Source organism: Gemmatimonadaceae bacterium (assembly GCA_036273715.1).
Taxonomy (GTDB): domain Bacteria; phylum Gemmatimonadota; class Gemmatimonadetes; order Gemmatimonadales; family Gemmatimonadaceae; genus JADGGM01.
In genome coordinates, this window is record DASUHB010000053.1 from 1 (window position 1) to 23,180 (window position 23,180).

At 67.2% G+C, this 23,180-nt stretch carries 19 protein-coding genes; 5 read left to right on the plus strand and 14 right to left on the minus strand.

What is annotated here, in order from left to right; all coding sequences use genetic code 11:
• Positions 1 to 212: 212 nt before the first annotated feature.
• The 11 genes from VFW04_11560 to VFW04_11610 form a co-directional block, all read right to left on the minus strand.
• Complete coding sequence (locus VFW04_11560) at positions 213 to 1,334, minus strand: amino acid ABC transporter permease (protein HEX5179958.1); 1,122 nt, start codon at positions 1,332 to 1,334, stop codon at positions 213 to 215.
• Positions 1,331 to 2,428: an ABC transporter permease subunit gene (locus tag VFW04_11565; protein ID HEX5179959.1), complete on the minus strand. Its 1,098-nt coding sequence runs from the start codon at positions 2,426 to 2,428 to the stop codon at positions 1,331 to 1,333. Before VFW04_11565 ends, VFW04_11560 begins: the two co-directional genes overlap by 4 nt.
• Positions 2,428 to 3,513 carry an amino acid ABC transporter substrate-binding protein gene (locus tag VFW04_11570; GenBank protein HEX5179960.1) on the minus strand — a complete coding sequence of 362 codons (1,086 nt, stop codon included), beginning with the start codon at positions 3,511 to 3,513 and terminating at the stop codon, positions 2,428 to 2,430. Before VFW04_11570 ends, VFW04_11565 begins: the two co-directional genes overlap by 1 nt.
• Entirely contained in the window at positions 3,510 to 4,709 is a 1,200-nt protein-coding gene (gene metC, locus VFW04_11575; protein ID HEX5179961.1) for a cystathionine beta-lyase, read from the minus strand. The genes VFW04_11570 and metC overlap by 4 nt, the downstream gene beginning before the upstream one ends.
• A gap of 77 nt (positions 4,710 to 4,786) precedes the next feature.
• On the minus strand, positions 4,787 to 6,187 hold the full coding sequence (locus VFW04_11580) for a tetratricopeptide repeat protein (GenBank protein ID HEX5179962.1): 1,401 nt from the start codon (positions 6,185 to 6,187) through the stop codon (positions 4,787 to 4,789).
• A 55-nt stretch (positions 6,188 to 6,242) separates the two neighbouring features.
• The gene (locus VFW04_11585) at positions 6,243 to 7,232 is read right to left on the minus strand and encodes a succinylglutamate desuccinylase/aspartoacylase family protein (GenBank protein HEX5179963.1); all 990 of its coding nucleotides are present in this window, start codon (positions 7,230 to 7,232) and stop codon (positions 6,243 to 6,245) included.
• A gap of 4 nt (positions 7,233 to 7,236) precedes the next feature.
• Complete coding sequence (locus VFW04_11590; GenBank protein ID HEX5179964.1) at positions 7,237 to 8,445, minus strand: PLP-dependent aminotransferase family protein; 1,209 nt, start codon at positions 8,443 to 8,445, stop codon at positions 7,237 to 7,239.
• 589 nt (positions 8,446 to 9,034) lie between these two features.
• A complete protein-coding gene (locus VFW04_11595; GenBank protein HEX5179965.1) occupies positions 9,035 to 11,218 on the minus strand; it encodes a glycogen debranching N-terminal domain-containing protein in 2,184 nt (727 codons plus the stop codon).
• 28 nt (positions 11,219 to 11,246) lie between these two features.
• Complete coding sequence (locus VFW04_11600) at positions 11,247 to 12,344, minus strand: glycosyltransferase family 4 protein (protein ID HEX5179966.1); 1,098 nt, start codon at positions 12,342 to 12,344, stop codon at positions 11,247 to 11,249.
• Positions 12,345 to 12,452: 108 nt separating this feature from the next.
• Positions 12,453 to 13,217, minus strand: a complete 765-nt coding sequence (locus tag VFW04_11605; protein HEX5179967.1) for a GntR family transcriptional regulator — start codon at positions 13,215 to 13,217, stop codon at positions 12,453 to 12,455.
• A 15-nt stretch (positions 13,218 to 13,232) separates the two neighbouring features.
• Positions 13,233 to 13,976, minus strand: a complete 744-nt coding sequence (locus VFW04_11610; protein ID HEX5179968.1) for an amino acid ABC transporter ATP-binding protein — start codon at positions 13,974 to 13,976, stop codon at positions 13,233 to 13,235.
• 110 nt (positions 13,977 to 14,086) lie between these two features.
• Between VFW04_11610 and VFW04_11615 the strand changes: the two genes are divergently transcribed.
• Genes VFW04_11615 through VFW04_11625 form a run of 3 tightly spaced genes read left to right on the plus strand, consistent with a single transcriptional unit; the run spans position 14,087 to position 17,800 of the window.
• A complete protein-coding gene (locus VFW04_11615; GenBank protein ID HEX5179969.1) occupies positions 14,087 to 15,385 on the plus strand; it encodes an amidohydrolase family protein in 1,299 nt (432 codons plus the stop codon).
• A gap of 3 nt (positions 15,386 to 15,388) precedes the next feature.
• Positions 15,389 to 16,909, plus strand: coding sequence for a tetratricopeptide repeat protein (locus tag VFW04_11620; GenBank protein HEX5179970.1), 1,521 nt, complete (start codon positions 15,389 to 15,391; stop codon positions 16,907 to 16,909).
• Positions 16,910 to 16,957: 48 nt separating this feature from the next.
• The gene (locus tag VFW04_11625; protein ID HEX5179971.1) at positions 16,958 to 17,800 is read left to right on the plus strand and encodes an alkaline phosphatase family protein; all 843 of its coding nucleotides are present in this window, start codon (positions 16,958 to 16,960) and stop codon (positions 17,798 to 17,800) included.
• A gap of 31 nt (positions 17,801 to 17,831) precedes the next feature.
• On the opposite strand, the gene VFW04_11630 is transcribed toward VFW04_11625, so the two are convergent.
• The 3 genes from VFW04_11630 to VFW04_11640 form a co-directional block, all read right to left on the minus strand.
• Positions 17,832 to 18,926, minus strand: coding sequence for a DUF3592 domain-containing protein (locus VFW04_11630; protein ID HEX5179972.1), 1,095 nt, complete (start codon positions 18,924 to 18,926; stop codon positions 17,832 to 17,834).
• 83 nt (positions 18,927 to 19,009) lie between these two features.
• On the minus strand, positions 19,010 to 21,673 hold the full coding sequence (locus VFW04_11635) for an ABC transporter permease (GenBank protein ID HEX5179973.1): 2,664 nt from the start codon (positions 21,671 to 21,673) through the stop codon (positions 19,010 to 19,012).
• A 15-nt stretch (positions 21,674 to 21,688) separates the two neighbouring features.
• Positions 21,689 to 22,021 carry a PadR family transcriptional regulator gene (locus VFW04_11640; GenBank protein ID HEX5179974.1) on the minus strand — a complete coding sequence of 111 codons (333 nt, stop codon included), beginning with the start codon at positions 22,019 to 22,021 and terminating at the stop codon, positions 21,689 to 21,691.
• Positions 22,022 to 22,314: 293 nt separating this feature from the next.
• Between VFW04_11640 and VFW04_11645 the strand changes: the two genes are divergently transcribed.
• Positions 22,315 to 22,467, plus strand: a complete 153-nt coding sequence (locus VFW04_11645; protein HEX5179975.1) for a hypothetical protein — start codon at positions 22,315 to 22,317, stop codon at positions 22,465 to 22,467.
• A gap of 12 nt (positions 22,468 to 22,479) precedes the next feature.
• Positions 22,480 to 23,103: an alpha/beta fold hydrolase gene (locus VFW04_11650; protein ID HEX5179976.1), complete on the plus strand. Its 624-nt coding sequence runs from the start codon at positions 22,480 to 22,482 to the stop codon at positions 23,101 to 23,103.
• The last annotated feature ends 77 nt before the right edge of the window (positions 23,104 to 23,180 follow it).

Genomic DNA, 23,180 nt, shown 5'->3' on the forward strand with positions numbered 1-23,180 from the left:
GGGCCGCGACTCCGTGAGCCGCACGGCTTCCCGCCGAAACTCCTCGCTATACGCCTTCGGTCCTCGCTTCTTCATGCCACACCTCCTGCCTCGAATCTCTATCGAGGCGTTGGAGGTGTCCACTAAATCGGGGGAGCTTCATTCTCCATAGCTCTTGGCATACTTGGCTTGGCCATCTACTTGCCCAAGATCCTATAACAGGTGCCCGACCGTCACTCCGGTGGCGCCGCCGTGGTAAGCGACAGCGGGCGCGACATGTGCACGCCGCCATGCGCGCCAGCCATCCGCCGCTCGAGCCACAGCCCGTAGCGCGATAACGCGGCACTGCCACAGAAATAAATCCCGCCCACGAACACGAATGCCTCGGTATAGAATCCGAGCCAGCTCGGATCCTGCGCCGCCGATCGCGCGGTGTTCAGCAGATCGAACAGCCCGATGATCACGATGAGGCTCGTGTCCTGAAAGAATCCGACCGCGATCGAGATGAACGACGGCAGCACCGTACGCAGGGCCTCGGGCAGGATGATGCGCTGCATCGTTTGCCACCAGCCGAGTCCTAACGCAAGGCCGGCGTCGAGCCGACGAGCCGGGACGAGCTGCAACCCCGACCGCACCGCCTCGGCCAGGTACGCGGACGCAAACACGATCACGGCCGCCTGGGCCAGCGTCAGCTTGTCCACGCTCAAGCCGGTGGGCAGCGCGAGCGGAAACACCAACACGGCCACGTAGAGCACGGCGATGAGCGGCACGCCGCGCACCACTTCGACGATGGCCGTCGCGGCCGCGCGCGGCAGCGGCCGCCGCGACCGGCGGCCTAACGCAAGCAGGATGCCGATCGGAAAGCCGCCGGCCAGCCCGATGGCCGTGAGCATGATGGTCACCGGCAAGCCGCCCCACTGCTGGGTCGGCACGACGCTCATGCCTAACCCGCCGCGCATGACGACGAACGCCAGCGCGAGTCCCGCGGCCCACGCCGCGAGAAGCCAGCGCGTCCAATACTTCGGGATGGCGGTGCAGACCACGAGCGCGACGAGCACCGCGGCCGCCAGCCCGGGACGCCACCGGAGGGCAGCAGGATACAGTCCGAAGAGAATGAAGCCGGCCTTGTGTCCGATGAACGCCCAACACGCTCCGCCGGCGGCGCGACGACAATCCGCAGGCGCGCCGGTCCACGTCGCCTGCACGATCGCCCACCGAACGAGCGGGACGACGATGGCCGCCGCCACCGCCGCAACGATCACCGTGACACCGGCGGCAGCCGGCGTCGCAACGCATCGGCGAACCGCAGTCGACACTGCAGACGCGCGCGCGGTGCGGTGCATGCGTGCCGTCACGAGAGTGCGGATCCGGTGCGCAGCAGGTGCGCGTTGTATCGCCCTAACGCCGCCGCCACGAGCAAGCTGAGCGACAGATACACCGCGATCATGATCAACATCGTCTCGATGCTGTGCCCCGTCTGGTTCCCGGCCGTGTTCAGGATGCTCACGACGTCCGGGAATCCGATGGCGACGGCCAGGCTCGAATTCTTGATGAGACTCACGCAGTTGGTCGCGAGGAGCGGGACCATCGCCCGCAGCGCCACGGGCATCACCACCAGCCGCAGCGTCTGCCAACGCGACATGCCTAACGCACCGGCCGCGTCGCGCTGGCCGCGCGGCACCGCGAGCACCGCGCCGCGCACCACCTCCGAGATGTGCGCGGACTGGTGGAGCACGAGCGCCGCCAAGAGCGCGGCCAGCTCGGGCGACAGCGTCACACCGCCGGCGAAATTGAACCCTCGCAGCTGCGCGACCGCGACGGCCGGCGGATGGACGGCCGCCGAGACGAGCGTCGCCACCCCAAGCACCGCGGGCGCGATCCACCCGCCTAACCGCCGCCGCAGCGCAAGCGCGATCACCGTGGCCGCGGCCAGCACGATCGTCCATCCGCCGATGGTCATCGCCGGCAAGACCAACCCGCGATCGGAGAGAAACACGCCGTGCAGCGGAGTCAGCGCGTGCTGCGGCGGGGGCAGCTCGTGCAAGCTCGCGGCGAGAAACAGCAGCAACAGGAGCAGCGGCGTGTTGCGCACGATCTCGACCGCCGCGCGGATCAATCCGCGCAACGCAGGATTGGGCGACAACCGCAGAATGCCGGCGATGAATCCGACGATGATGGCGAGCACGCATCCCAGCGCCGACACCAGCGCGGTGTTGAGCAGTCCGACGAGGATCGCTCGTCCGATACTATCAGCCGGCGAGAACGACAACCACCAGGTATCGCCGATCTCGAAATTGGCGGGATGCCCGAGGAACCCGAAGCCGAGCGTTAGACCACGTTGGGCGAGACTAACGCTGGTGTTGCGGGCCAGCCACCACACGACCACCGCCGTGAGGCCGAGGGCGGCCCCCTGGGCTATGGCGGCTCGGCGATCCGCGGCCGGCCGCATTACCGGAACGGCGGCGAGTAGAGCAGCCCTCCGTCCGTCCACAGCTTGTTGAGCCCGCGATCGATGCCCAACGGCGTCGCGGGTCCGAGGTTGCGGTCGAAGATGTCCTTGTAGTTGCCGACCTTCTCGATCACGTGCAGCGTCCACTGCGGATCGAGCCCCAGCCCATCGGTTGCGCCCGGCTCCAAGCCCAGAAAGCGGCGGATGGAAGGATCCGTGGTCTGCGCAAATTGCGCCGCGTTCTTCTGATCGATGCCGAACTCCTCGGCCTGCACCGTCGCGTGGAACACCCAGTTCACGATTTCCAACCACGCATCGTCGCCGGTGCGCATGACGGCGGCGATGGGCTCCTTCGAGATCCGGTCGGGCAGCACCACATAGTCAGCCGGATGCTGCAACATGGTGCGTGTGGTGGCGAGCCCGGCGCCGTCCTGGCTGATGGCGTCGCACCGCCCGCCGGCAAGCGCGCCCACCGCGGCGCGCAAATCTTCCATTACCACCGGATGAAACGTGATCTTGTTGCGCCGAGCGAAGTCGGTGAGGTTGAGCTCCGTGGTCGTGCCCTGCTGCACACAGATGGTGGCGCCGTCGAGCATGCTCGCCTTGGTCACCTTGGACGACTTGGCGACCAGAAAGCCCTGGCCATCGTAGAAATAGATGGGCCCGAAGTGAAAATGTTGTCGTAAGGCGCGGCTGCTCGTGATGGTGGTGCCGTTCACGAGCACATCCACCTCGCCCGACTGCAGCCCCGAAAAGCGCTGTTCCTGCGTGTACGGAATGAACTGCACCTTGTCCGGATCGTCGAACAGCGCCACGCCTAACGCCCGACAGAAATCGACGTCGAAGCCGCGCCAGCGGCCGGCATCGTCCGGGGTGGCGAAGCCGGCGCCTTCGGTGATGCCGCATTTCACCGCGCCCCGCGCGCGGATGGCGCTGAGCGTGGGCGTAGCGCCGCCCCCGCCGGGCTCGTTAGGCGATGCGCCGGGCGCGCTCTCTGTACACGCCGCCAGCGCCGCGGCAACGCCCACCGCCGCCGCGAGTCGCTCGGCCCGCCGCCACATGCCTAACCGAGCGGCGCGCCTCACGACGCTCCGGCCGCCGACCGAAGCCGCTCGAACCCGCGCTCGAGATCGGCAATGAGATCGGTGGGATCCTCGAGCCCGATGTGCAACCGAATGTACGGCCCGCCTCCAGCCGATTGCCACTGTGTCGCCGTGCGATACGGTCCCGGACGCATCGGGATCGCGAGACTCTCGAATCCACCGAAACTCACGCCCTTCCCGAACAACTCGAGCGCGTCCAGCATCGCTTCCATCGCCGCCTTCGGCACAGGCGCCAGCGACACGCCGAACAGGCCGCTGGCGCCGGTGAAGTCGCGCGCCCACAGCGCATGCCCCGGGTCGGACGCGAGCGCCGGGTAATGCACGCGCGCTACCTCCGGCCGCGTGCACAGCCACTCCGCCACCGCCCGCGCGTTCCGATAGTGCCGGTCCATCCGCACGCCTAACGTGCGCAGCCCGCGCAGCGCGAGATACGCGTCGTCGCCGCCCACGCAATAGCCCAGCTCCGCCACCGCCGATCGCACGCGCTCGTACAACTTCTCGGTTGTCGTGATGGTACCGAGCATTACATCGCTGTGGCCGCCGATGTACTTGGTGGCCGCCTGGATCGACACATCGACGCCGCGCGCCAGCGCAGGGAAGAAGTACGGACTGGCCCACGTGTTGTCCATCACCACGACGATGCCGGCGTCGTGCGCCGCCGCCGCTATCGCGGGCACGTCCTGCACCTCGAACGTCATCGATCCCGGCGATTCGACGAACACCACCCGCGTCTCGGCCTCGAACAACGTGCGAATGTCCGCGCCGATCAACGGATCATAGTACGTGGTCCGCACGCCGCGCTTGGGCAGCGTCGCATCGCAGAACTTGCGCGTCGATGCGTACGCCGTGTCCACCATGAGCACGTGGTCGCCGTGCTGCGTGAGCGCGTCGAGAGCGGTCGTCACCGCCGCCAACCCCGATGGCAAAAGCATTGCGCGATAGCCGCCTTCGACTGCAGCAATCGCCTCCTCGAGGGCGAATGTCGTCGGGGTGCCGAGCTGTCCATAACGCACGACATCGAAGCGCGTCGCCGGATTTCGCGAACGTTCGTACGTCGCCACGGTAGGGAAGAGAATCGTCGAAGCGCGATACACCGGCGGATTCACCGCGCCGTGCCGCTCCGATGGATCCCCGCCCGAATGCGTGAGCAGCGTGTCGATCGACTGACGCGTCGTCATGCCTCAAGGTACGGACGCGACGCGTCCGCGGAAGAGCCATGCGCGCACGTCATCGTGCGCGATAGCCGGTGGTCCGCTCAGCTCGCACGCAGCGCGTCGGCACGATGTGCCGCGGCCGACGCGCCCGAGGCGCCCAACGCATCGAGCACCTGCGCGTACAGTCGCCAGCCCCAGATGTTGCGCGGCCGCTTCGTCGTGCGCTCGGCGAGCAGCTCATCAGCCACCGGGAGGCGGCGCGCCCGCCACGCCGCATCGATCAGCAGCTGCTCGAACAAATCCCGTTGGGCATGGCTGCCGCCGATGCGCTTGATCCGATCGCGCACCGGCGCGAGCAGATCGACCACGACGCCGTAGTCGCCGCGACGGTGCGCCACCACCGCGCGTGCAAGCGGCAAGCCGACGTCCGCCATTACCGTGGCTTCGGTGTGTTCACCAAGACGCGCGAACCGCTCGCACGACTCGATGAACTCGCCCACGCCCTGCGTATCACCCACTGCCGCGAGCGCCATGAGATAGTGCAGGTCGACGAACACGAGTGCATGGTCGTGCTGATGACCCCGGGCGCAGTCGGCGAGCTCGCGCCACCGCGACCCGACGTCCACCCCCGCCTGCTCGAGACGCCACAGCAGCGACACCGCATTCGTCACATCGAGATACTCGTCCGTGGACACTCGGCGAATTTCGGCGTCGTAGAGGTCGAGGACCCTGTCGTGGCGGTCGAGATCGAGATGGTAGAGCGCCTCGTGCCAGCGCAGGTGCAGCGTGAAGTTGTTGCAGTGGCTCCAGTGCGGCGCGACGTCGCGAATCCACGTGAGGCCATCGCCTAACCGACCCTGCATTTCGGCCACGTGGGCGACGGCGTGCGCCGCCCAGATGTCGCTCGGGTTGATTTCGACGGCGCGACGCCCGGTGGATTCCGCGCGCGCGTAGTCGCCCGATTCCTCGAGCGCGTACGCGTGGCAGCCTAACACATAGCCGTAGCCCGGCATCTGCGGACCCCACGCCGGCAGCGCGCGCTCGATGGTGACCCGCATCCGCGCACTCTCGCCCAGGTACGACAGCACGAACTGCGACACGCGCAAAGCGATGATGTCGAGAGGCGCGTGGTCCAACGCTGCGTCCCAGTGGTGCACGGCGCCGCGGAGGTCGCCGTTGCACCAGGCGTCCAGAGCCGCCACGTGCGACCGCTCGCGCGGCGCGAGCGCCGACGTGCGACCGGCCGCCCGGCAGGCGTTGTCGAGCGCGGTCGCGGCGAGCGCGAATCCCGCGCGCTTGCTCGACAGAAGATTGAAATAGCCGTCCATGCAATGCGCGAGCACGCAAGACGGGTCATCGGCCAGCACGGCATCGAGCCGCCCGCGCGCGTCGCTTCGCGCGCCGAGGTAGGCGTCGATGGCTGCGTCGAGCCCGCGCACGCTCTCCGGCGTCGCCGCGAGGACGGGTTGGCCGCGTGCATCGGCAAAATTCGCTCTCAGCATGGCGCGCCGCCGCGGTGAATGGTGCTGGTCCGCGTGACCATCGCGGGGCAGCGCGTCAGGCCGGCTCGGTGATCCAGTAGCGCACCACCGGATCGCCGGTGTTCACCACTTTGTGTGCCCACACCAGACCGGCCAGGCCGGCGCCCGGCGCGCGCACGCGCTCCACGACTTCGCCGAACACGTTGCAAATCTGCGCGACCTCCTGTCCTGCCGCGATGTCGTCGCCGACGCGCACGCCTAACCGAAGTAGCCCCGACTTCGACGCGCGCACCACCACACGGTCGCGGGCTGCGATCCGCGGGCCATTCGTCGGCCGCCCTCCGTCCAACATGCCGAGATGACGCATCACGTTGTCCGCACCCTCCATGTGGGTGCGGACATCCGTCTCATCGAGCGTGCCGTTGCCACCGCACTCGGCGAGGATCGAGACGACGCCGTTGCGGCACGCCGAATGATTGAGCGAGCCCGCGAACGGGGGAATCGTGCCGCCGTCCGTGGCTAGTGAAATTAAGCGAGGCGTGAAGGCGCGCGCCAAGGCTTCGCCTTTTTCGTCGAGATCACGACGACCGGTGAGCGCATAGCCGGCGAACGGAAACAGCATCTCGCCCAGGTCCCCGGCATGGAAGTCGATGTGATACTGGGCCGCGCCGATCACCTCGCGCAGCAGCACATCGGCGAGGATCTCGGAAATGGATCCGTCGCGGCGGCCGGGAGCGATCCGGTTCAGGTTGAGTCCGTCGAGCGGTGAGACGAAGCCGGTGCGATGCTCGAACATGCGCATGTTGGACACGGGCACGCCGATCACGGCGCCGTGGAGCGTGTCGGGTTGGATCCCCTGCAACAGCCGCATCACGGCATCGATCGGCGCGTACTCGGCCGCGTGGACGCCGGCGGTGAAACAGAGTACCGGACCGTCTTCGCGACCGTTGATGAGGACGAGCGGCAACTGGATGGGGCCGCCCGGCGTCTCCCCGATGGCGAGCCAGCCGCGCGCTTTCTCTCCCGGCGCGGCGGTGATGTCGCGGATGCGAAGGGGAGCGCGCATCGCCTCAGTTTGCGGCCGCGCCGGCGGCGGCGCCCGTGCCTAACGAATGGTATGCCGAGGCCAGGCGGCGTACGCCCTCGTCGATCTCGTCGAGCCCGGCGTGGCTGAACGCCACGCGGATGAATCGCCCGCGTTGATCGCCGCCGCCGTTGGCGAAGAATTTGCTGCCGGCGATCACGATCACGCCGGCGTCGGCGGCACGGCGCGCGAGCGCATCGCCGTCCACGCCGGCCGGCAGCGAGAGCCACAGATAGTAGCCGCCGTTAGGCGCCTGGAACGCGACCTCGGGCAGCTCGCGCTCGAACGCGCGCACCATCCGGTTGCGGTGCGCCCGATACGTCTCCTGGACGCGCGTCGTGTGCGCGTCCAGACGGCCGGCGCGGCAGAACTCGAGGATCACGCGCTGCGTAAGCGGGCAGGAGCCGGCGTCGGTCTTGAGCTGCGCCATGCGCGCCAACAGATCGGACGCGCCGGCGGCCCACCCCACGCGCAGCCCGGGCGCGAGCAGCTTGGAGAACGTGCCTAACTGAATCACCGCGCTGCCGTCGGCATCCAGCGACTTGAGCGACGGCACGGAGTCTCCCTCGAAGCGCACTTTCCGGTAGGGGCTGTCTTCGACCAGCAGCACGCCGTAGCGGCGCGCCAGATCCACCAGGGCGCGCCGCCGTTCGAGCGGCATCGTCACCCCGGTGGGGTTGTGAAAGTCGGGCACGTTGTAGATGAACTTGGGCGCACGCCCGGCCGCGGCCGCGCGATCGAGCACGGTTGCGAGCGCATCGACGTCCATGCCGTTCGCATCTTGAGGCACTTCGACGAACGTCGCGCCGAAGCTGCGGATGATCGGGATTGCGCTGAAGTACGTGGGCAGCGTCACGACGACGGCATCGCCCTCATCGATCGTCAGTCGACACACCAGCTCGAGCGCGTGCTTGGCGCCGTTGGTCACCAGCACGTTCGACGCGTTCAGCGAAGCGCCGTCGGCGCGCATGTGATCTGCGATCCACTCGCGCAGCTCCGGCAATCCGGGTCGCGGCGCATACTGCAGCGTTTCAGCGCGGTATTCCGAGAGGGCGTCCCCGGCTTCGCTGGAGAGATCCGGCAGCACACCGGGGAAGGCGTGTCCGGAGTCGAATGCGATCGCGTCGGCCGGCGCGGACGTCGGCATGACGGACGACAACTGCGTGGCGCGCCGCGCGAACGAGGCCGGTGGCATCCCCGAAGCTCCGTGGTCAGAGTAAGGCTATTTGTACGGACAAAATATCGCCCTAATATGTATGGACATAAAGGGCAGGGTCAAGAGTCAGGGAAGCGTCGCCTGAGCAGGCGACTGGGGGAAGAGGGAAGGGGAACGAGGGGAAGTTGAGGCCGCGCAGAGCCGGCTAACCAGCGCTCCTTACTATAGTATAGCGAGCCCGGCAGTGGCCCGGACGGCTGGGCGGATTTCTCGGGGGCGGTGGTGCGGGATTCCCCAACACACGATCTAGGATAACACTGCCAGCGTTCTCCCCTCCTGAGCGAGTCGCTGCAATGCCGTTCCCCTCATGGCTTGCATCTACGCTCATGAAGACGCGGACACAGCAGGACACAACGGACACGACACGAGCAACACCAAGCCCTTTGATTTTTTGTCAGTGCTTTGTCCGTTGTGTCCTGTTGTGTCCGCGTCTTCATGAGCGTAGCACTCTGCCTTTCCGACCTGCCTCACGAGCCATCTTCGGTCGTTCGTTCGTTTTTTCCCCGGGAAGTGCGGCGGTGCTGGATCCCCCAACACACGGTCTCCAAGCGAACCTCCTAGCACCCGGTTAGAACAAATCGATTCTGACCCGCAACGGGTCGCCTTCGACATCGAGCAGGTTGGCCAGCGTCCGCTTGCCCCGCCGCGTGAACTGCAGCGACACGCGCGATCCGCCGATCTGCATGCCCTCGATTACGAGGCGGCGCAGAAACGGCGGCAGCAGCGGCTCCCGAATGTGCAGCTCGTGCCCGGGCGCGTCCGGCAGGACCCCCGTCGACGCTTGCAGCAGCATGAAGAACGCGCCCGACGCCCACGCTTGCGGCGAGCAGCTCACCGGATACAACACCGGACGACGGCCCTCCGTGCGCGGCATGCCGCAGTACAACTCGGGCAGGCGCTCGTATCGGACGCCGAGCGCGGCATCGTACAGCGCGTTGAAGATCGGCAGCATCGCCGGCTTCTGCCCCGTGAGCGACAAGCCTAACGCAACGATGCCGTTGTCGTGCGGCCACACCGATCCATCGTGATAGCTCATCGGGTTGTACACCGGGTGCTCGGCGCTCAGCGTACGGAGCCCCCACCCGGAGAACATGTCGGGCGCGAGCAGCCGCTCGCCGGTCTTGGTGGCGCGCAACGCGTCGGGCACGCGGCACCACAGCAGATGCCCGGCGTTCGACGTCACCGTCGGCAGCGGACGCTTGTCGCCGTCCAGCGCCAGCGCGAACGTGCCCAGCTCTTCGAGCCAGAATGCCTCGATGATCCGCTCCCGCAGCCGCGCCGCCTGGGCGCGCAGCGTTTTCGCGCGCGCGTGATCGCCGAGCGCGTGGTACAACGCCGCCATGCGGCGCTTGGCATCGCATGCGTAGCCCTGCACCTCGACCAGCGCGACCGGCGGGTTGGGCAGCGTGCCGTCGGGGAAGGGAACGCCGTCCCACGAGTCCTTCCACCCCTGATTCACCAACCCGTTAGGCGAGGTCTTGGCGTACTCGATGAACCCGTCGCCGTCGATGTCGCCGTAGCGATCCATCCACTCCAGCGCGCGCTCGGCGTTCGGCAGCAGCTCGCGCACCAGCGCGACGTCGCCGGTCCAGCGCCACGTCTCGTGCAGGAGCATGAGCCACAGCGGTGTCGCGTCCACCGTGCCGTAGTACGGCACGTGCGGAATCTCGCCCGCGCGCGCCAGCTCCCCGCGCCGCAGCTCGTGCATGATCCGCCCCGGCTGCTCTTCCGTCTCCGGATTCTCGCGCTGGCCCTGCATCCGCGCCAGATAGCGCAGCGTGTCGCACGCGATCCGCGGATTCATGCCTAACGTCTGCATCGACGTGATGATCGAGTCCCGGCCGAACGGCGTCGAGTACCACGGAATCCCGGCCGAGATGATGGCCTGGCCGTCGACGCGCGTGTACAGCGCACGCAGGTCGATCGTCGCCTGTTCCAGCGCCGTGTTGAAATCCGGCACGTTGCTCACGAACCGCGTACACGAGTCGCGCCACGCGTCGTACTGCCGCTCGATCGCGTCGTGCCGATGCCGGAAGCTCCGATGGCCGTTCCGCCGCCGATGATGGTCGCCGTCGTCGCGGGGCGGCGACGCGTCCGGAATCACGTGCCACTCCAGGTGGTGCGGCCGGTTAGGCTCGAGCCGGAACCGCCACCGCGCGCCATCCGGCCCGATGTCATCCGGTTCGACGTCGAAGCACACCACACTGCGAATCACACGGCCGTCGCGGCCGCGATACGAAAACGCGATCGATCGCTCGTCGACGTCCGGTTCGTAAAACGTGCCGCGCTCTTTGCGCTTCCAGCCGCGCACCTCGAAGATGTCCGCGAAGTCGTTGGCCACCGACAACGCGGCCCAGAACTCGATGGGCGCCGTGAGAAAATTCGTGAACGTCACGCGCTCCGTCAGCTGCTCATCGAGCAGCAGCTGCCGCCGCACGTGCACGGCATTGGCGACGTTCCAGGCGTCGCCGCCAAACACCTTGTCGTCGATCGCCAGGTCGATTTGCGCACTGAACGTCCGAATCACCTGCGCCGACAGTTGGATGGGCGTGCCGCCGGCCACGTTCAAGACGTAGTGGCTCAGCATGCGCGTGTCGTGGTGGAAGAGACCGAGGCCGCAGTGACCCGGCGGGTCGACGTTGCCCTGTGCATCGAGCAGCAGAAAGAGCAGCTCGTGCTTGAGCACCATGCTTTCATGCAATGTCGTCCCGTGCCGGCAATCGATGGACGAATATCCTACTGCGTCCTGCATTGAGATCGGTGCCGGCTCCGTCTTTCTTTCAACCTTCATGATGGTTTGGTAAGAGACGTGTGGCGCTGGAGCGGGCTCCTCGCTTCATGCGAGCACCCGACCGTCCCTTCGCGGCTGCGCGCGCGTACAGGCGCTCGTAGTCGCGCACCATGCGGTCGCGTCCAAAGCGTTCGATCGCTCGCGCTCGACATCGCTCGCGATCGAACTCGTCGAGGATGCTCCCGCGCTGCACGATCTCCCGCATTTCGGTCGCATCTCGCACCACGAATCCCGTCACACCCTCCTCGACGAGCTCCGGCACGCTGCCGTGCGGATACGCGATCACCGGGCATCCGCTCAACATGGCTTCGATCAACGCCAAACCGAAGGGCTCGTTCCACGTGATCGGCGCCAGAAGCGCGCGGGCGTCCCGGAGCAACGGCACCTTCTCGTCAATCCCGATGCTGCCGAGCATTGTCACGTGAGAGGCCGCGAGACGGTGCGACATTTCACGACTCCCGAACTCGGCGTCCTGCGGATGGACCTCGCCTGCGACGCGGACCGGCACGCCGGCGGCTCCTGCGACGTCGATCGCGACGTGCGGCCCCTTCACCTGAGTAAAGCGTCCCACGAAGCACACGTAGTCGCTCGGCGACGGCGTCCATTCGTACTTCTTCGGGTCGAGCCCGTGGTAAATCACCTCGATGTGCGGGAGCGGAATCTCGCGACTCGCCTGGTCGTGCGAGATGGCGACATACCAGGCGTCGGGGAAAAAGCGATAGAAGCTCGAGAGCTCCTCTTCGCGCACATGATGCAGGGTGTACACGAGGGGCGGCGACTGCGTGGCGCGCCAGCACGCGAGCGCGCTGGCCGAGTTCGCATGCACCACATCGAAGTCGTGCGAGGTGACTTCGTGCAGCGCCCACGAGACGTGATTGATGTCCGCCAGTGCCTGCGGGGGCCACTGTGCGTGCTGGTACAGCGCGCGTCGCTCGACGCACACGCTGGAATCGCCGGTGGCGAACAGCGTGACCTGATGACCACGCTCCGCAAGACCTTCAGCCAATTCGGCTACTACGAGCTCGGTGCCGCCATAACGAGGGGGTGGTACGGCTATGAACGGCGTGGACAGCAATGCGATACGCATGCGACGCGACTACCTCTCCACGACATAGGTTCGGCACGGTTACGCAGCGCAGAACGTGTGCCGAGGGGACCTTGGCGGCCCCGTGCGTCGTGAAGGAGATCGATGCGGCTACTCGCGCACCAGACTCGTCACGTAGGTGAATCGGTCGCCCGGGTGAATGGCGCTGGAGAGCTCGATGAGCGTGCCGTTTTCGCGGTAATAGCGCCGCACGGCGCGCAGCGCTGGACTTCCGGCATCGGCGCGGAGCAAACTCGCCTGCCGCTTGCCCAGCCGGATCGCCTGGATGCTCTGTTCGATGCGCGCGATCCGGATGCCGTACGTCCGCTCCAACATGGCGGAGATCGGGCCGGCGACGGTCTCGAGATGCTTGTCGATGTCGGGCAGGCCGGCATCGACGTAGGCCGTCGTCATGCAGATCGGACGCGAATCGTTAGGCACCGTGCGCAGGCTGTTCAGTCTCAGCCAGGCGTGTCCCTCGCGGCACTCGAGCACGCCGGCCAGTTGGGCATCGCAGATCACGCGCTTTTCGGAGAGAATCTGGATGCGCGTTTCGTCGGCGTACTGCAGCAGGTCGCTGATCGAATTCGTGGGCTGCCGGTAGATGGCCGGCGGCAGCTGGGCGATCACCTTGGTGCCGGTGCGGCGATGCCGCGAGATGAGCCCCGCGTCGCGCAGCTTGCGCAGCGCCTCCCGCACCGTCGAGCGGCTGATGCCGTAGTGCGCACACAGCTCCATCTCGGTGGGCAGCAACCCGCCCACCGGATATGCGCCGGCGCCGATCATGGCGATCAGCTCGTCGGCGATCTGTTGATACCGGGGCGCGTCGGCCGAGCCGTCGGCGGCAGCGCGTCCCTGGGGCGCACGGGTGGTCATCGTTCGTCGTCTACGTTAGGCGCCGACCATGTCGTGTTGCAAGATCTTGGACAGAAAGTCCCGGGCGCGGTCGGTGTGCGGCTGGTTGAAGAAGGAGGCCGTGTCGCGGTCCTCCAGAATCCTGCCGCGGTCCATGAACAGCACGCGGTCGGCAACGCGGCGCGCGAACGCCATCTCATGGGTCACGATCATCATCGTCATGCCCTGCTCGGCGAGACTGCCCATCACATCCAGCACCTCGGAGATCATTTCGGGATCGAGCGCCGACGTCGGTTCATCGAACAACATGGCGACCGGGTCCATGGCGAGCGCGCGCGCAATCGCCACGCGCTGTTGCTGGCCGCCGGACAGGGCTGCCGGGAACTTGTGCGCGTGGTCCGCCAGTCCGACGCGCTCGAGGAGCGCCATGGATCGCTCGGTCGCGGCAGCGGGCGTGCGTTTGCGCACGTAGATCTGGGCGAGGTTGATGTTATCGAGTGCTGTGCGGTGGGGGAACAACTCGAAGCTCTGAAATACCATGCCGATTCGGGCGCGCAGCGCGGAGAGATCGGCGCCGGGCGCCCGAATCGAGCTCCCGTCGACAAGGATGTCGCCATCGTCGATCGTCTCAAGACTGTTGATGCACCTGATGAGGGTGCTCTTGCCGGAACCCGATGGGCCGCAGAGCACTACCACTGAGCCTGCGGCGATGCTCGCCGAGCAGCCGTCGAGAACCCGGAAGTCGCCGTACGATTTCGACACGTTCCGAATCTCGATCATCGCGCTCATCTCGCGCTCATATGTCCGGACAAGTAGAATGATAAACTTCGGCGCCTTCCGGGTGCGGTGTCAAGCCGATCCGGTCGCCTTACACGAGCGAGCGAATCGACATGGGATCGAGCATGCGTTGGGCAATGGGGGCGTGGGTCCTGGCGGCGGTTACCCTGTCCGCCCAGGCGCCGGCGGCGGCGCACGATACGGCGGCGGAGCTGCTCGTTCCGGCGCGGGTATTCGACGCGCCGGCCGGCACGACGCATGATGGTTGGGCGGTGCTGGTCCGCGGAGACCGCATTGCCTCCGTTGGCCCCAGATCCTCCATCAAAGTGCCGGCCGGCACGCGCGTGATCGACCTGCCCAACGCAACGCTGCTGCCGGGACTCATCGAGGGTCACTCGCATCTCTTCCTGCATCCATACGTGGAGACGTCGTGGTCGGACCAGGTGCTCAAAGAGCCGCTCGCCTTGCGTGTGGCCCGCGCGACGGTTGCGGCCCGCCGCACGCTGCAGGCAGGCTTCACCACCGAGCGTGATCTGGGGACCGAGGGCGCCGGCTATGCGGACGCGGGTCTCGAGCAAGCGATCAACAAGGGAATCATTCCTGGCCCGCGTCTCCTGGTCGTCACGCGCGCCATCGTTGCAACAGGATCATACGGGCCGAGTGGATTTGATCCGAGGTGGGATGTCCCGCAGGGGGCGGAGGAGGCCGACGGGGTCGAAGGGATCACGCATGCGGTTCGTAACCAGATCAAGCACGGCGCGGACTGGATCAAGCTCTATGCGGACCACGAGTGGGGTCCGAACGGCGAGACGGAGCCGACGTTTACGATCGAGGAGCTCAAGACCGCGGTGGAGGTGGCGCGCAGCTCGGGCCGATACGTGGCGGCGCATGCGCGGGGCAACGAAGGGGTGCGACGCGCGGTGTTGGCCGGCGTGACGACCATCGAGCACGGCGATTCAGTGACTCCCGAAGTTTTCAAGATGATGGTGGACCGAGGCATTCCGCTGTGCCCCACGCTGTCCGGCAACGAGGCCGGTTTCCTTCGCAACGGGTGGCGCAAGGGCATCGATCCGATGCCGCCCGCCGTCGCGCTCAAGCACCGCACGTTCAAGGATGCGTTGGAGGCCGGGGTCATGATCTGCAACGGTAGCGATGTTGGCGCCTACCCGCACGGTGACAACGCGCGAGAGATCGAGTTACTGGTGGAGTACGGGATGACGCCGGTGCAGGCGCTGCAGTCGGCGACTGTGCTTGACGCGCGCGTGTTTCACCTGGCCGATCGCGGCAGTATCGCCCCGGGGCTGCTGGCCGATCTCGTGGCGGTCGAGGGTGATCCGACGCACGACATCCACGCGCTGCACCACGTGCGGTTCGTGATGAAAGGCGGGCAGGTCGTTCCGTTAGGCGAGTGATGCGTGGCTGAGCCGGCCGCGTCCGCCGTGCAGCGAGCGCGGGCCTGGTACGTCACCGGGTGCGCCGAGACCGATCGGGGCGAGTACGCGACGGCTGCGGCCAGTTTCGAGCGCGCGCTCGCCATCGCGCCCGACTGGTGCGAGGCCCAACACAATCTTGGCCGGGCGCTGTTCGAGATCGGGCGCGTCGATGATGCCGTGGGATGCTTCGAGCGCGCCGCGCTCGGTCCCCAGCCCGGGCTGCCTCGCGCCATGTGCGCCGTGGCGATCCCGGGCAGCAGCGCCGATCACGCGGCGGTGCTCGGTGCCCGGCAGAGGTGGGCGCGCGAGTTCCTTCCGCCAATGCAACCCGGGCCGTCGCCCCGCCGCATCGCGCCCGGCGACCGGCTGCGGGTGGGGTACGTGTCGTCGTTTTTCCATCGGCCGAATTGGATGAAGCCCGTATGGGCGCTGCTCAACCATCATGACCGGGACGTCGTTGAGGTGCACCTCCTTGCCGACAGCCCGGGATGGACGGGCGGCGGCGGCTATCGGCCGCACCCCGCGGATCGCGTCCACGCCATCGCCGGGCTGCCTAGCGAAGAGGCGGCCGCGGCGATCGAGCGCTTGGGCATCGATGTGCTGGTGGACCTGAATGCGTTCAGCAAACCGGCGCGGTTGCCGCTCTATCAGTGGCGGCCGGCGCCCGTGGTCGTGTCGTGGTTCAACATGTACGCGACGAGCGGCATACCGTGCTTCGACTACATCGTCGGCGACGACACGGTAATTGCCCCCGGCGAGGAGCGCCATTACTGCGAGCGCGTGGTGCGCGTGGATGGAACGTATCTGGCGTTCGAGCCGTCGGGCGACGCGCCCGATGTCGTGGACGCGCCGTGCGCGGGCTCCGGCAAGATCACGTTTGGATGCCTCGCGTCGCAATACAAGCTGACGCCGCAAGTGTTCGACGCCTGGGGACGCATCCTCGGCCGCGCGCCGTCGAGCCGGCTCCTTCTCCGCAACGCGGCGCTCGGCGCCGCGAGCGTTAGGCGCTACGTGCACGACGAGCTCGCCGCGCGCGGCGTGGCGCCCAGCCGCTTCCAGCTGCTCGGCCGCGCCGATCACGTGGAGTTCCTGCGGACCTACGATGCGATCGATGTCGCGCTCGATCCCTTTCCGTACAGCGGCGGCACGACGACGATGGAGGCGATCTGGCAGGGCGTGCCCGTGCTCACCTTCCTTGGTGACCGTTGGGCATCGCGCACGAGCGCGTCGATCCTGCACGCGGCGGGACTGTCCGAGTTCGTGGCCCGAGACGTGGACGACTACGTCGATCTCGCCAGCCGTCTCGCGACATCGCCCGACGGCGCGACGAGGCTGGCCGCACTGCGGCGGAACATGCGCGCGCAGGTGCGAGACTCCGATGCCTGCAACGGACCGAAGCTCGCACGAAGCATGGAGCGCTTGTACCGCGGCATGCACGGCGCGCGCGCCGAGGCCGCGCACCGCGAGCGCCGCGTCTTCCGCGAGTCAGGCCCCGCGGCGTAATTTTTCGGCATCCCGATCATTCTTCCCCCGAGACGGACGCATGCGACCGTGAAGTCGATTCTTTCCTTCCGAAACGTTCCGGTGCTGGCGTGCGCGGCCGGGCTCTGCGCGCTCGTGGCCGGCGCTGCCCGGGGCCAGGCCCTTGCGCCGCACGCCAAGGCAGTCACGCTCCTGATCTTCGAGAATCGCGACTACACGGCCATCGTGGGCGCCAAGGAGGCGCCCTATCTCAATGCCGCGCTGGTGCCGCAGGCGGCCGTGATGACGAACAGCCACGCGACCGCGCATCCGAGCCAGCCGAACTACGTCGAGCTGTTTTCGGGCAGCGTGCAGAGCGTGACCGGCGACGAATGTCCGGATTCCTCGCACGCGCCCAACATCGCGACGCAGCTGCTCGCGGCGCACTTTACGTTTCGCGGCTACGCGGAGTCGATGCCTAACGCTGGCTTCACCGGATGCGAGGGCAGCAAGGGGTTGTACCGGCGCAAGCACAACCCGTGGGCCGATTTCTCCAACGTGCCGGGGGCGCTGAGCCAGCCGTTGCCGTGGTCGGCCGCGTCGCTTGCCATCGTGGTTCCCAACATGTGCAACGACATGCACGATTGCAGCACGACCGTGGGCGACACCTGGATGAAGCAGAACCTGCCGGCGATCATGAAGTGGGATGCCGCGCACGACGGCCTGCTGATCATCACGTGGGACGAGGCCGCGCCGGACGCCGACGGCACGAACCACATCGCGACGCTGCTCATCGGGCCGATGATCAAACCCGGCCGCTATGACCAGCACATCGACCACGATGACGTGCTGCGGACCATCGAACAGATCTACGGCCTGCCGTGTATCGCGAACGCGTGCGGTAAGACGGGCATCACCGGCGTTTGGCGCTGACGGCCTCGCTGGATGCCGGCGGCGGCCTAACTCAGTTCGGCGCCAGCCCCATGGCCTGGCCCGGCGCCGGCGTCGTCGGCCCCATCCCGTCGCCGTCCAGAATCGGCACGTGCTCGGCGCCGACGAGCGTGAGGCCCTGCTGGCCGCTCTTGAGCGCGTGCGCGAAGAGCACGCCCATGAGCAACGGGATCGCGACGAAGATCAACGGGAATGAGGACAGCTCGTGTACTACATACCCTTCGCTGGGCTGCGTCGGGTTGATGTATGCCGTCACGCTGTCGCCGACCCGATAGCGGTGCATGATGCCGTCGGCCCATGTGTAGTCGCTCGACATATTGATGATCGTGGCCCCGGTCGCGATGATCACGCCGTCGCGCGACGCGTAGGCGTACGACACGACCGGGCGATACACCGTTCCATGGTCCCCGCTCGAGCTCACGACGCTCGTGGTCACGATGCGGGCGCGCACCGGCTGCCAGGTGAGATAGCGCTTGACTTGCGACACGTACATCGCCGCGCCGACCACCATGAAAATGCCGAGGAAGGGGAAGAGGATCAGCCGCGTGTTGCGGGCGCCGGCCGCAGCCCGCTGAATCGCCGCGGCATCGCTGGCGCCGGCTGCGTCGGGGAGCGAATGCCAACCCGTAAACGCGCGCACCGCTGCGATGCAGTTGGCCTGTCGCTTGAGATCGCCCGTCGACACCGGCGTCCACGGCACACGCGATCCGCTCTTCATGATGAAGACGGGGCGGTACACCGGGGTGCGCTGGTTGCCGCGGCCGCTGCTCATCATCGTCTTCTCGAGCGCGGCATCCGAGATGTCGGACCAGGCGTACGAATCGGTGCCCGGGTTCACCAGGCGGCGGTGCTGAATGGTGACGGTGCGGGCGCGCTTGTCGAACGTGCAGAGGAGATCGCCCGCGAGGACAGCCATCGCGAGGCCCGCCGCCCCGAACGATCCGCCCACCACCACGGCGACCCACGCGTTGTGTTCGTGCACGTGGCCGTGGGTGATGTACCAGAGGATGCCGAAGCCTAACGCAGCGAACAGCGCGCCCATGGCCCTCAGGCCCCAGGGTCCCTGGTGCAGCACCAGCCGGTTGTCGTCGTGGACGGTGATCTGCATGGCGCGCTCCTGACGTTTGGGTTTCGACGCCCGAACACCAGCGACGCAACGCTACGCCACGGCCGCCGCGCCGTCCATAGGCGTCAGGTGTCGCGCAACGCGATCATCGGATCCACACGGGTCGCGCGCCGTGCCGGCGCCAGGCAGGCCATCGCGGCAATGCCGCAGAACAGCGCAGCGACACCGACGAACGTGATCGGGTCCGTCGCGTTGACCTCGAACAGAAAGCGCGACAGCAGCCGCGTGAGCCCGAGCGCCGCGGCGGCGCCGATCACGAGGCCGATGCCCACCAGGCGCAGGCCCTGTCCCAGCACCATGCCCCGAACGCCGCCCGGCTGCGCGCCTAACGCGATGCGAATCCCGATCTCCCGCGTGCGGCGGCTCACCGTGAACGCGATGACGCCCGCGAGCCCCGCCGCCGTGATCATCAGCGCGACCAACGCGAAGGCGCCGACGAGCAGCATCGTGATGCGCGGCGTGGCGACTGCATCGCCGCGCATTTTTGCCAGCGTCTGCACCTCGGTGACGGGCTGCGCCGGATCCATGTCGTGGACGATGGCGTGCAGGTCGCGCGACACGAGTGATGGGTCGCCGCGCGTACGGACCAGCACGCGCATGTCGCTCGTGGTGCTGAGGTTGAACGGCGCGTACAGCGCCGGCATCTCGGGTTGTGCCGGCCCGTATTGCGACACGTCGCCCGCTACGCCGACGACGGTCACCCAGTGCTTGCCGTCGTCGAACGTCAGGCGCGCGCCGATCGGGTTGGCGGCGCCCCAATAGCGTCGCGCGGCAGTCTGATTGATGACCACCGGCTCGTTCGCGGTGTCGCGATCCATGGCCGTGAACGTGCGGCCGCTCACGAGCGCGATGCCGAGCACGCGAAAATAGTCGGTCGAGCCGATGCGCACGTCCATCGTCGGCGCGGTCTGGCTGGCGCCGAGGGCGCGACCGTCGATGCGGAATGGTGCCTTGTTCGGCTGCCCTTCGTTCATCGGCGACGCGTTCGCCACCGCCGCAGCGGTGACGCCGGGCCGGGCGGCGACCCGCTCGAGGAGTGCTTCCTCGAAGTTCCGGATGAGCGGACCAGTCTTGTATTTCGTCCAATCGAGATCGATGCGCGCCGTGAGCACGTTCGCCGGATCGAATCCCGGATCCACGCGCTCGAGATTAACGAAACTGCGCAGCATGAGGCCGGCGCCCACGAGCAGCATGAACGCGATCGACACCTGCGCGGAGATGAGCGCGCCGCGCACGCGCATGCGCGCGCCGCCTAACGTCGAGCCGTTGCCGTCCTCCTTGAGGCCGGACGCCAGATCGCGGTGCGCCGTCATCACCGGGATGAGCCCGAGGCAGATGCCGGTGAGCGCCGACACGGCGAACGCGAACGCCAGCACACGGCCGTCCATGCCGATCTCGGCGGCCCGGGGCGTGAAGAGCGCGGTGAACGACTTGAGCACGCCCAACAAGCTGTACGCCACGGCCAGGCCTAACGCGCCCCCGGCGACGGCCAGCATCGTGCTCTCGGTCACGAGCTGCCGCGCGATCCGGCGGCGGCCCGCGCCGAGCACGGCGCGCAGCGCCATTTCGCGCTCGCGCCGGAGCTCGCGGGCCAGCGTCAGGTTGGCGACGTTGGCGCAGGCAATGAGCAGCACGAACGCGGCCGTCGCCAGCAGGACGAGCAGCGTCGGGCGCGCGCCGCGCGTGATCTCATCGCGATACATCGCGGCCGAGATGCCCAGCCGGTCGTTGGCGCGATAGGCGTCCGGATATTCCTGGTGCAGACGGGCGTCGACGCCCGACACATCGGCCGTCGCCCGCGCGAGGGTGACGCCGGGTTTGAGCCGGCCTAACAAGGTGACCATGCGCGCCGTGCGCGACTCGAGCACGTGCGGCGACACGCGGAACGGGCACGACGACACCGGCATATAGATGTCGTTGTGATCGGGATCCTGGGGCAGGAACGGGAGCACGCCGATCACGGTGTGGACGCGGTCGTTCATGGTGAACGTCCGGCCGACGATGGTGGGATCGCCGCCGAGAGCGTGCTGCCAGAATTCATAGCTGAGGACGATGACGGGCGCCGCGCCGGCCCGGTCCTCGCCCGGCCGGAAGGTGCGGCCGAGCAGCGCCTTGACGCCCAACACGTCGAAGAAGCCGGCGGAGACCACGCCCGTCTGCACGCGCCGCGGCTCATCGCGCCCCAGCAGCGTGAAGGCCATGGTGTGATACTCGGCCATGGCATCGAAGCTCCGCGTCTGTGACTCGTAGTCGGCCACTTCCATGGGCGAAAAGCCGACGTCCGGGACCTCGCCGGCGTTCGCCGGCTGCGACACGTGCACCAGGCGATCGCCGTACGCGTACGGCAGCGGCCGGAGCAGCACGCCGTCGATCACGCTGAAGATCGCAGTGGTGGCGCCGATTCCTAACGCAAGCGTGAGCAGCGACGCGACGGTGAAGGCGGGCGCGCGGCGCAGCGTGCGCGCGGTGAAGCGGATATCCTGCCAGAGCGTGTGCATGAATTCCGTCCTCGCGCGTTGGCGCGTCCGGTGTCCCAGTTCCGCGAGGCAATCGGCGCGCACCGCCGACACGTCGCCGAACACGGCGATCGCTTCGCGGCGCGCGTCGGCCGGGCTCTTGCCCAACGCGATCAGCTCGCGCGTGCGCATCTCGATGTGAAACGCCAGCTCGTGGTCCACGTCGCGGGTGATCCCGCGGCGGCCGGCGGAGAGGTGAAAGGCGCGCTTCATAAGTCCACCGATCGTTCAGGCCGGCGACGCGTTGAGCGCCGCCGAGACCGCCAGAGTGTACCGGGTCCAACGCATCACCTCGGCTTGCAGATGCTTCCGACCCGCGGCCGTGAGCTTGTAGTACTTGGCTTCGCGACCCGTTTCAGAAATGCCCCACTCTTCCTCGAGCAGTCCCTTTCGCTCGAGACGGTGGAGCGCTGGGTATAGCGCCCCTTCCTGGACCTGCAGCGCGTCGCGCGTCGTGTCGCGAATCCACTTGCCCACGCCGTATCCGTGCATCGGTGCCCACGTGAGCGCCTTGAGGATCAGCACATCCAAGGTGCCCGTGTAGAGATCGCTTCCCGCCATGCTCGTATCCCCCGGGTATGCCCAGTTGATCGTACTACGTAGGTCCCATCTTCCGGGTTACAGGATGGTGGCTGATACCTAAGTGAGCAAGGGGTATAACGCGACTCGCACAATTCGCGGGGCGACCGGCCGGCCGCGGTGCTGAGTCACGCCGGGGGTGTTGGCGTAGCGGCGCAATAACGCCTGAGTAACGCGAGAGGCGAAAAATCATGCGCGAACGTGCAGGCGCCGTCGCACCTCGATGGAGTTTCGCCTTTGCGCAGCTATCCAATCGTGAGGACATAGCCGTGCGTATGACCGGCACACTCGCCACCGTCGCTGGGCTGTTCGCGATGTCCGGCACCGCCGCGGGAAATGCAGCGCGCGCGCAGGCCAGAGACAGCGCGTACGAATCGAAGATGCACGCACCCGGCGTGCGCATGATTCCCGTCGACGGAGGGAAGTAAGTCCGTAAGGCCCTGGGGCTCGAGCAATTTTACTTGCTCGGTCACTCGCGGGGCGCGCTGCTGGCGATCGCGTACGCGGCAAAGTATCAGCAGCACCTGAAGGGACTGACCCTGTCTAACGCGTCCATTTTCGCACTCGGGCGACATCAGCAGTACCAGCACCTCCTGATCGCCGACATTGCCGATTCCCTGCCGGACGTTAGGCAGTACGCAGACTCGATACGGTTCGGCTTGATGAACCCGCAGAACAGCGGCCAGGCTTTCGAAGCGGTCATGACCAGGGTCATGCCGGTCTACCTCCGGCGTCATTATCTCCGGCTCGACACCATGCCCGATCCCGTCAGGCGCTCGAAGGACCACGCGGCTGGCGCGGCAATGCGGTGGCTCAATCGAGACATGAATTCGACGAACTACGAGAGCGCAATGGCAGCGCTCACCGTACCGACGCTCTTCATCGGTTCGACCCACGACTACATGCCGCCGTACGACTACCGACGCATGATGGATCTGATGACGAAGGACCAGGACGTCAGCATCGCGATCTGTCCTAACGGTGCGCACTTCGACATGTGGGACGATGCGACGAATTACTTCGCGGCGGTCACGCAGTTCGTCGGCCGGCTCGAAGGCAAATGACAGAGGCAGTGAACGATGACCAGTCACCTGGATCCTTCTCTCGAGTGCCGCCTGGGCCTACGTCGCCACCTGGCTGG

Bases quoted from the DNA above. Each gene is read 5' to 3' on its own strand.
- VFW04_11565 (HEX5179959.1), bottom strand. From the start codon at position 2,428: ATGCGGCCGGCCGCGGATCGCCGAGCCGCCATAGCCCAGGGGGCCGCC.
- metC (HEX5179961.1), bottom strand. From the start codon at position 4,709: ATGACGACGCGTCAGTCGATCGACACGCTGCTCACGCATTCGGGCGGG.
- VFW04_11580 (HEX5179962.1), bottom strand. From the start codon at position 6,187: ATGCTGAGAGCGAATTTTGCCGATGCACGCGGCCAACCCGTCCTCGCG.
- VFW04_11585 (HEX5179963.1), bottom strand. From the start codon at position 7,232: ATGCGCGCTCCCCTTCGCATCCGCGACATCACCGCCGCGCCGGGAGAG.
- VFW04_11590 (HEX5179964.1), bottom strand. From the start codon at position 8,445: ATGCCACCGGCCTCGTTCGCGCGGCGCGCCACGCAGTTGTCGTCCGTC.
- VFW04_11595 (HEX5179965.1), bottom strand. From the start codon at position 11,218: ATGCAGGACGCAGTAGGATATTCGTCCATCGATTGCCGGCACGGGACG.
- VFW04_11600 (HEX5179966.1), bottom strand. From the start codon at position 12,344: ATGCGTATCGCATTGCTGTCCACGCCGTTCATAGCCGTACCACCCCCT.
- VFW04_11605 (HEX5179967.1), bottom strand. From the start codon at position 13,217: ATGACCACCCGTGCGCCCCAGGGACGCGCTGCCGCCGACGGCTCGGCC.
- VFW04_11610 (HEX5179968.1), bottom strand. From the start codon at position 13,976: ATGATCGAGATTCGGAACGTGTCGAAATCGTACGGCGACTTCCGGGTT.
- VFW04_11615 (HEX5179969.1), top strand. From the start codon at position 14,087: ATGGGATCGAGCATGCGTTGGGCAATGGGGGCGTGGGTCCTGGCGGCG.
- VFW04_11630 (HEX5179972.1), bottom strand. From the start codon at position 18,926: ATGCAGATCACCGTCCACGACGACAACCGGCTGGTGCTGCACCAGGGA.
- VFW04_11635 (HEX5179973.1), bottom strand. From the start codon at position 21,673: ATGAAGCGCGCCTTTCACCTCTCCGCCGGCCGCCGCGGGATCACCCGC.
- VFW04_11640 (HEX5179974.1), bottom strand. From the start codon at position 22,021: ATGGCGGGAAGCGATCTCTACACGGGCACCTTGGATGTGCTGATCCTC.
- VFW04_11645 (HEX5179975.1), top strand. From the start codon at position 22,315: ATGACCGGCACACTCGCCACCGTCGCTGGGCTGTTCGCGATGTCCGGC.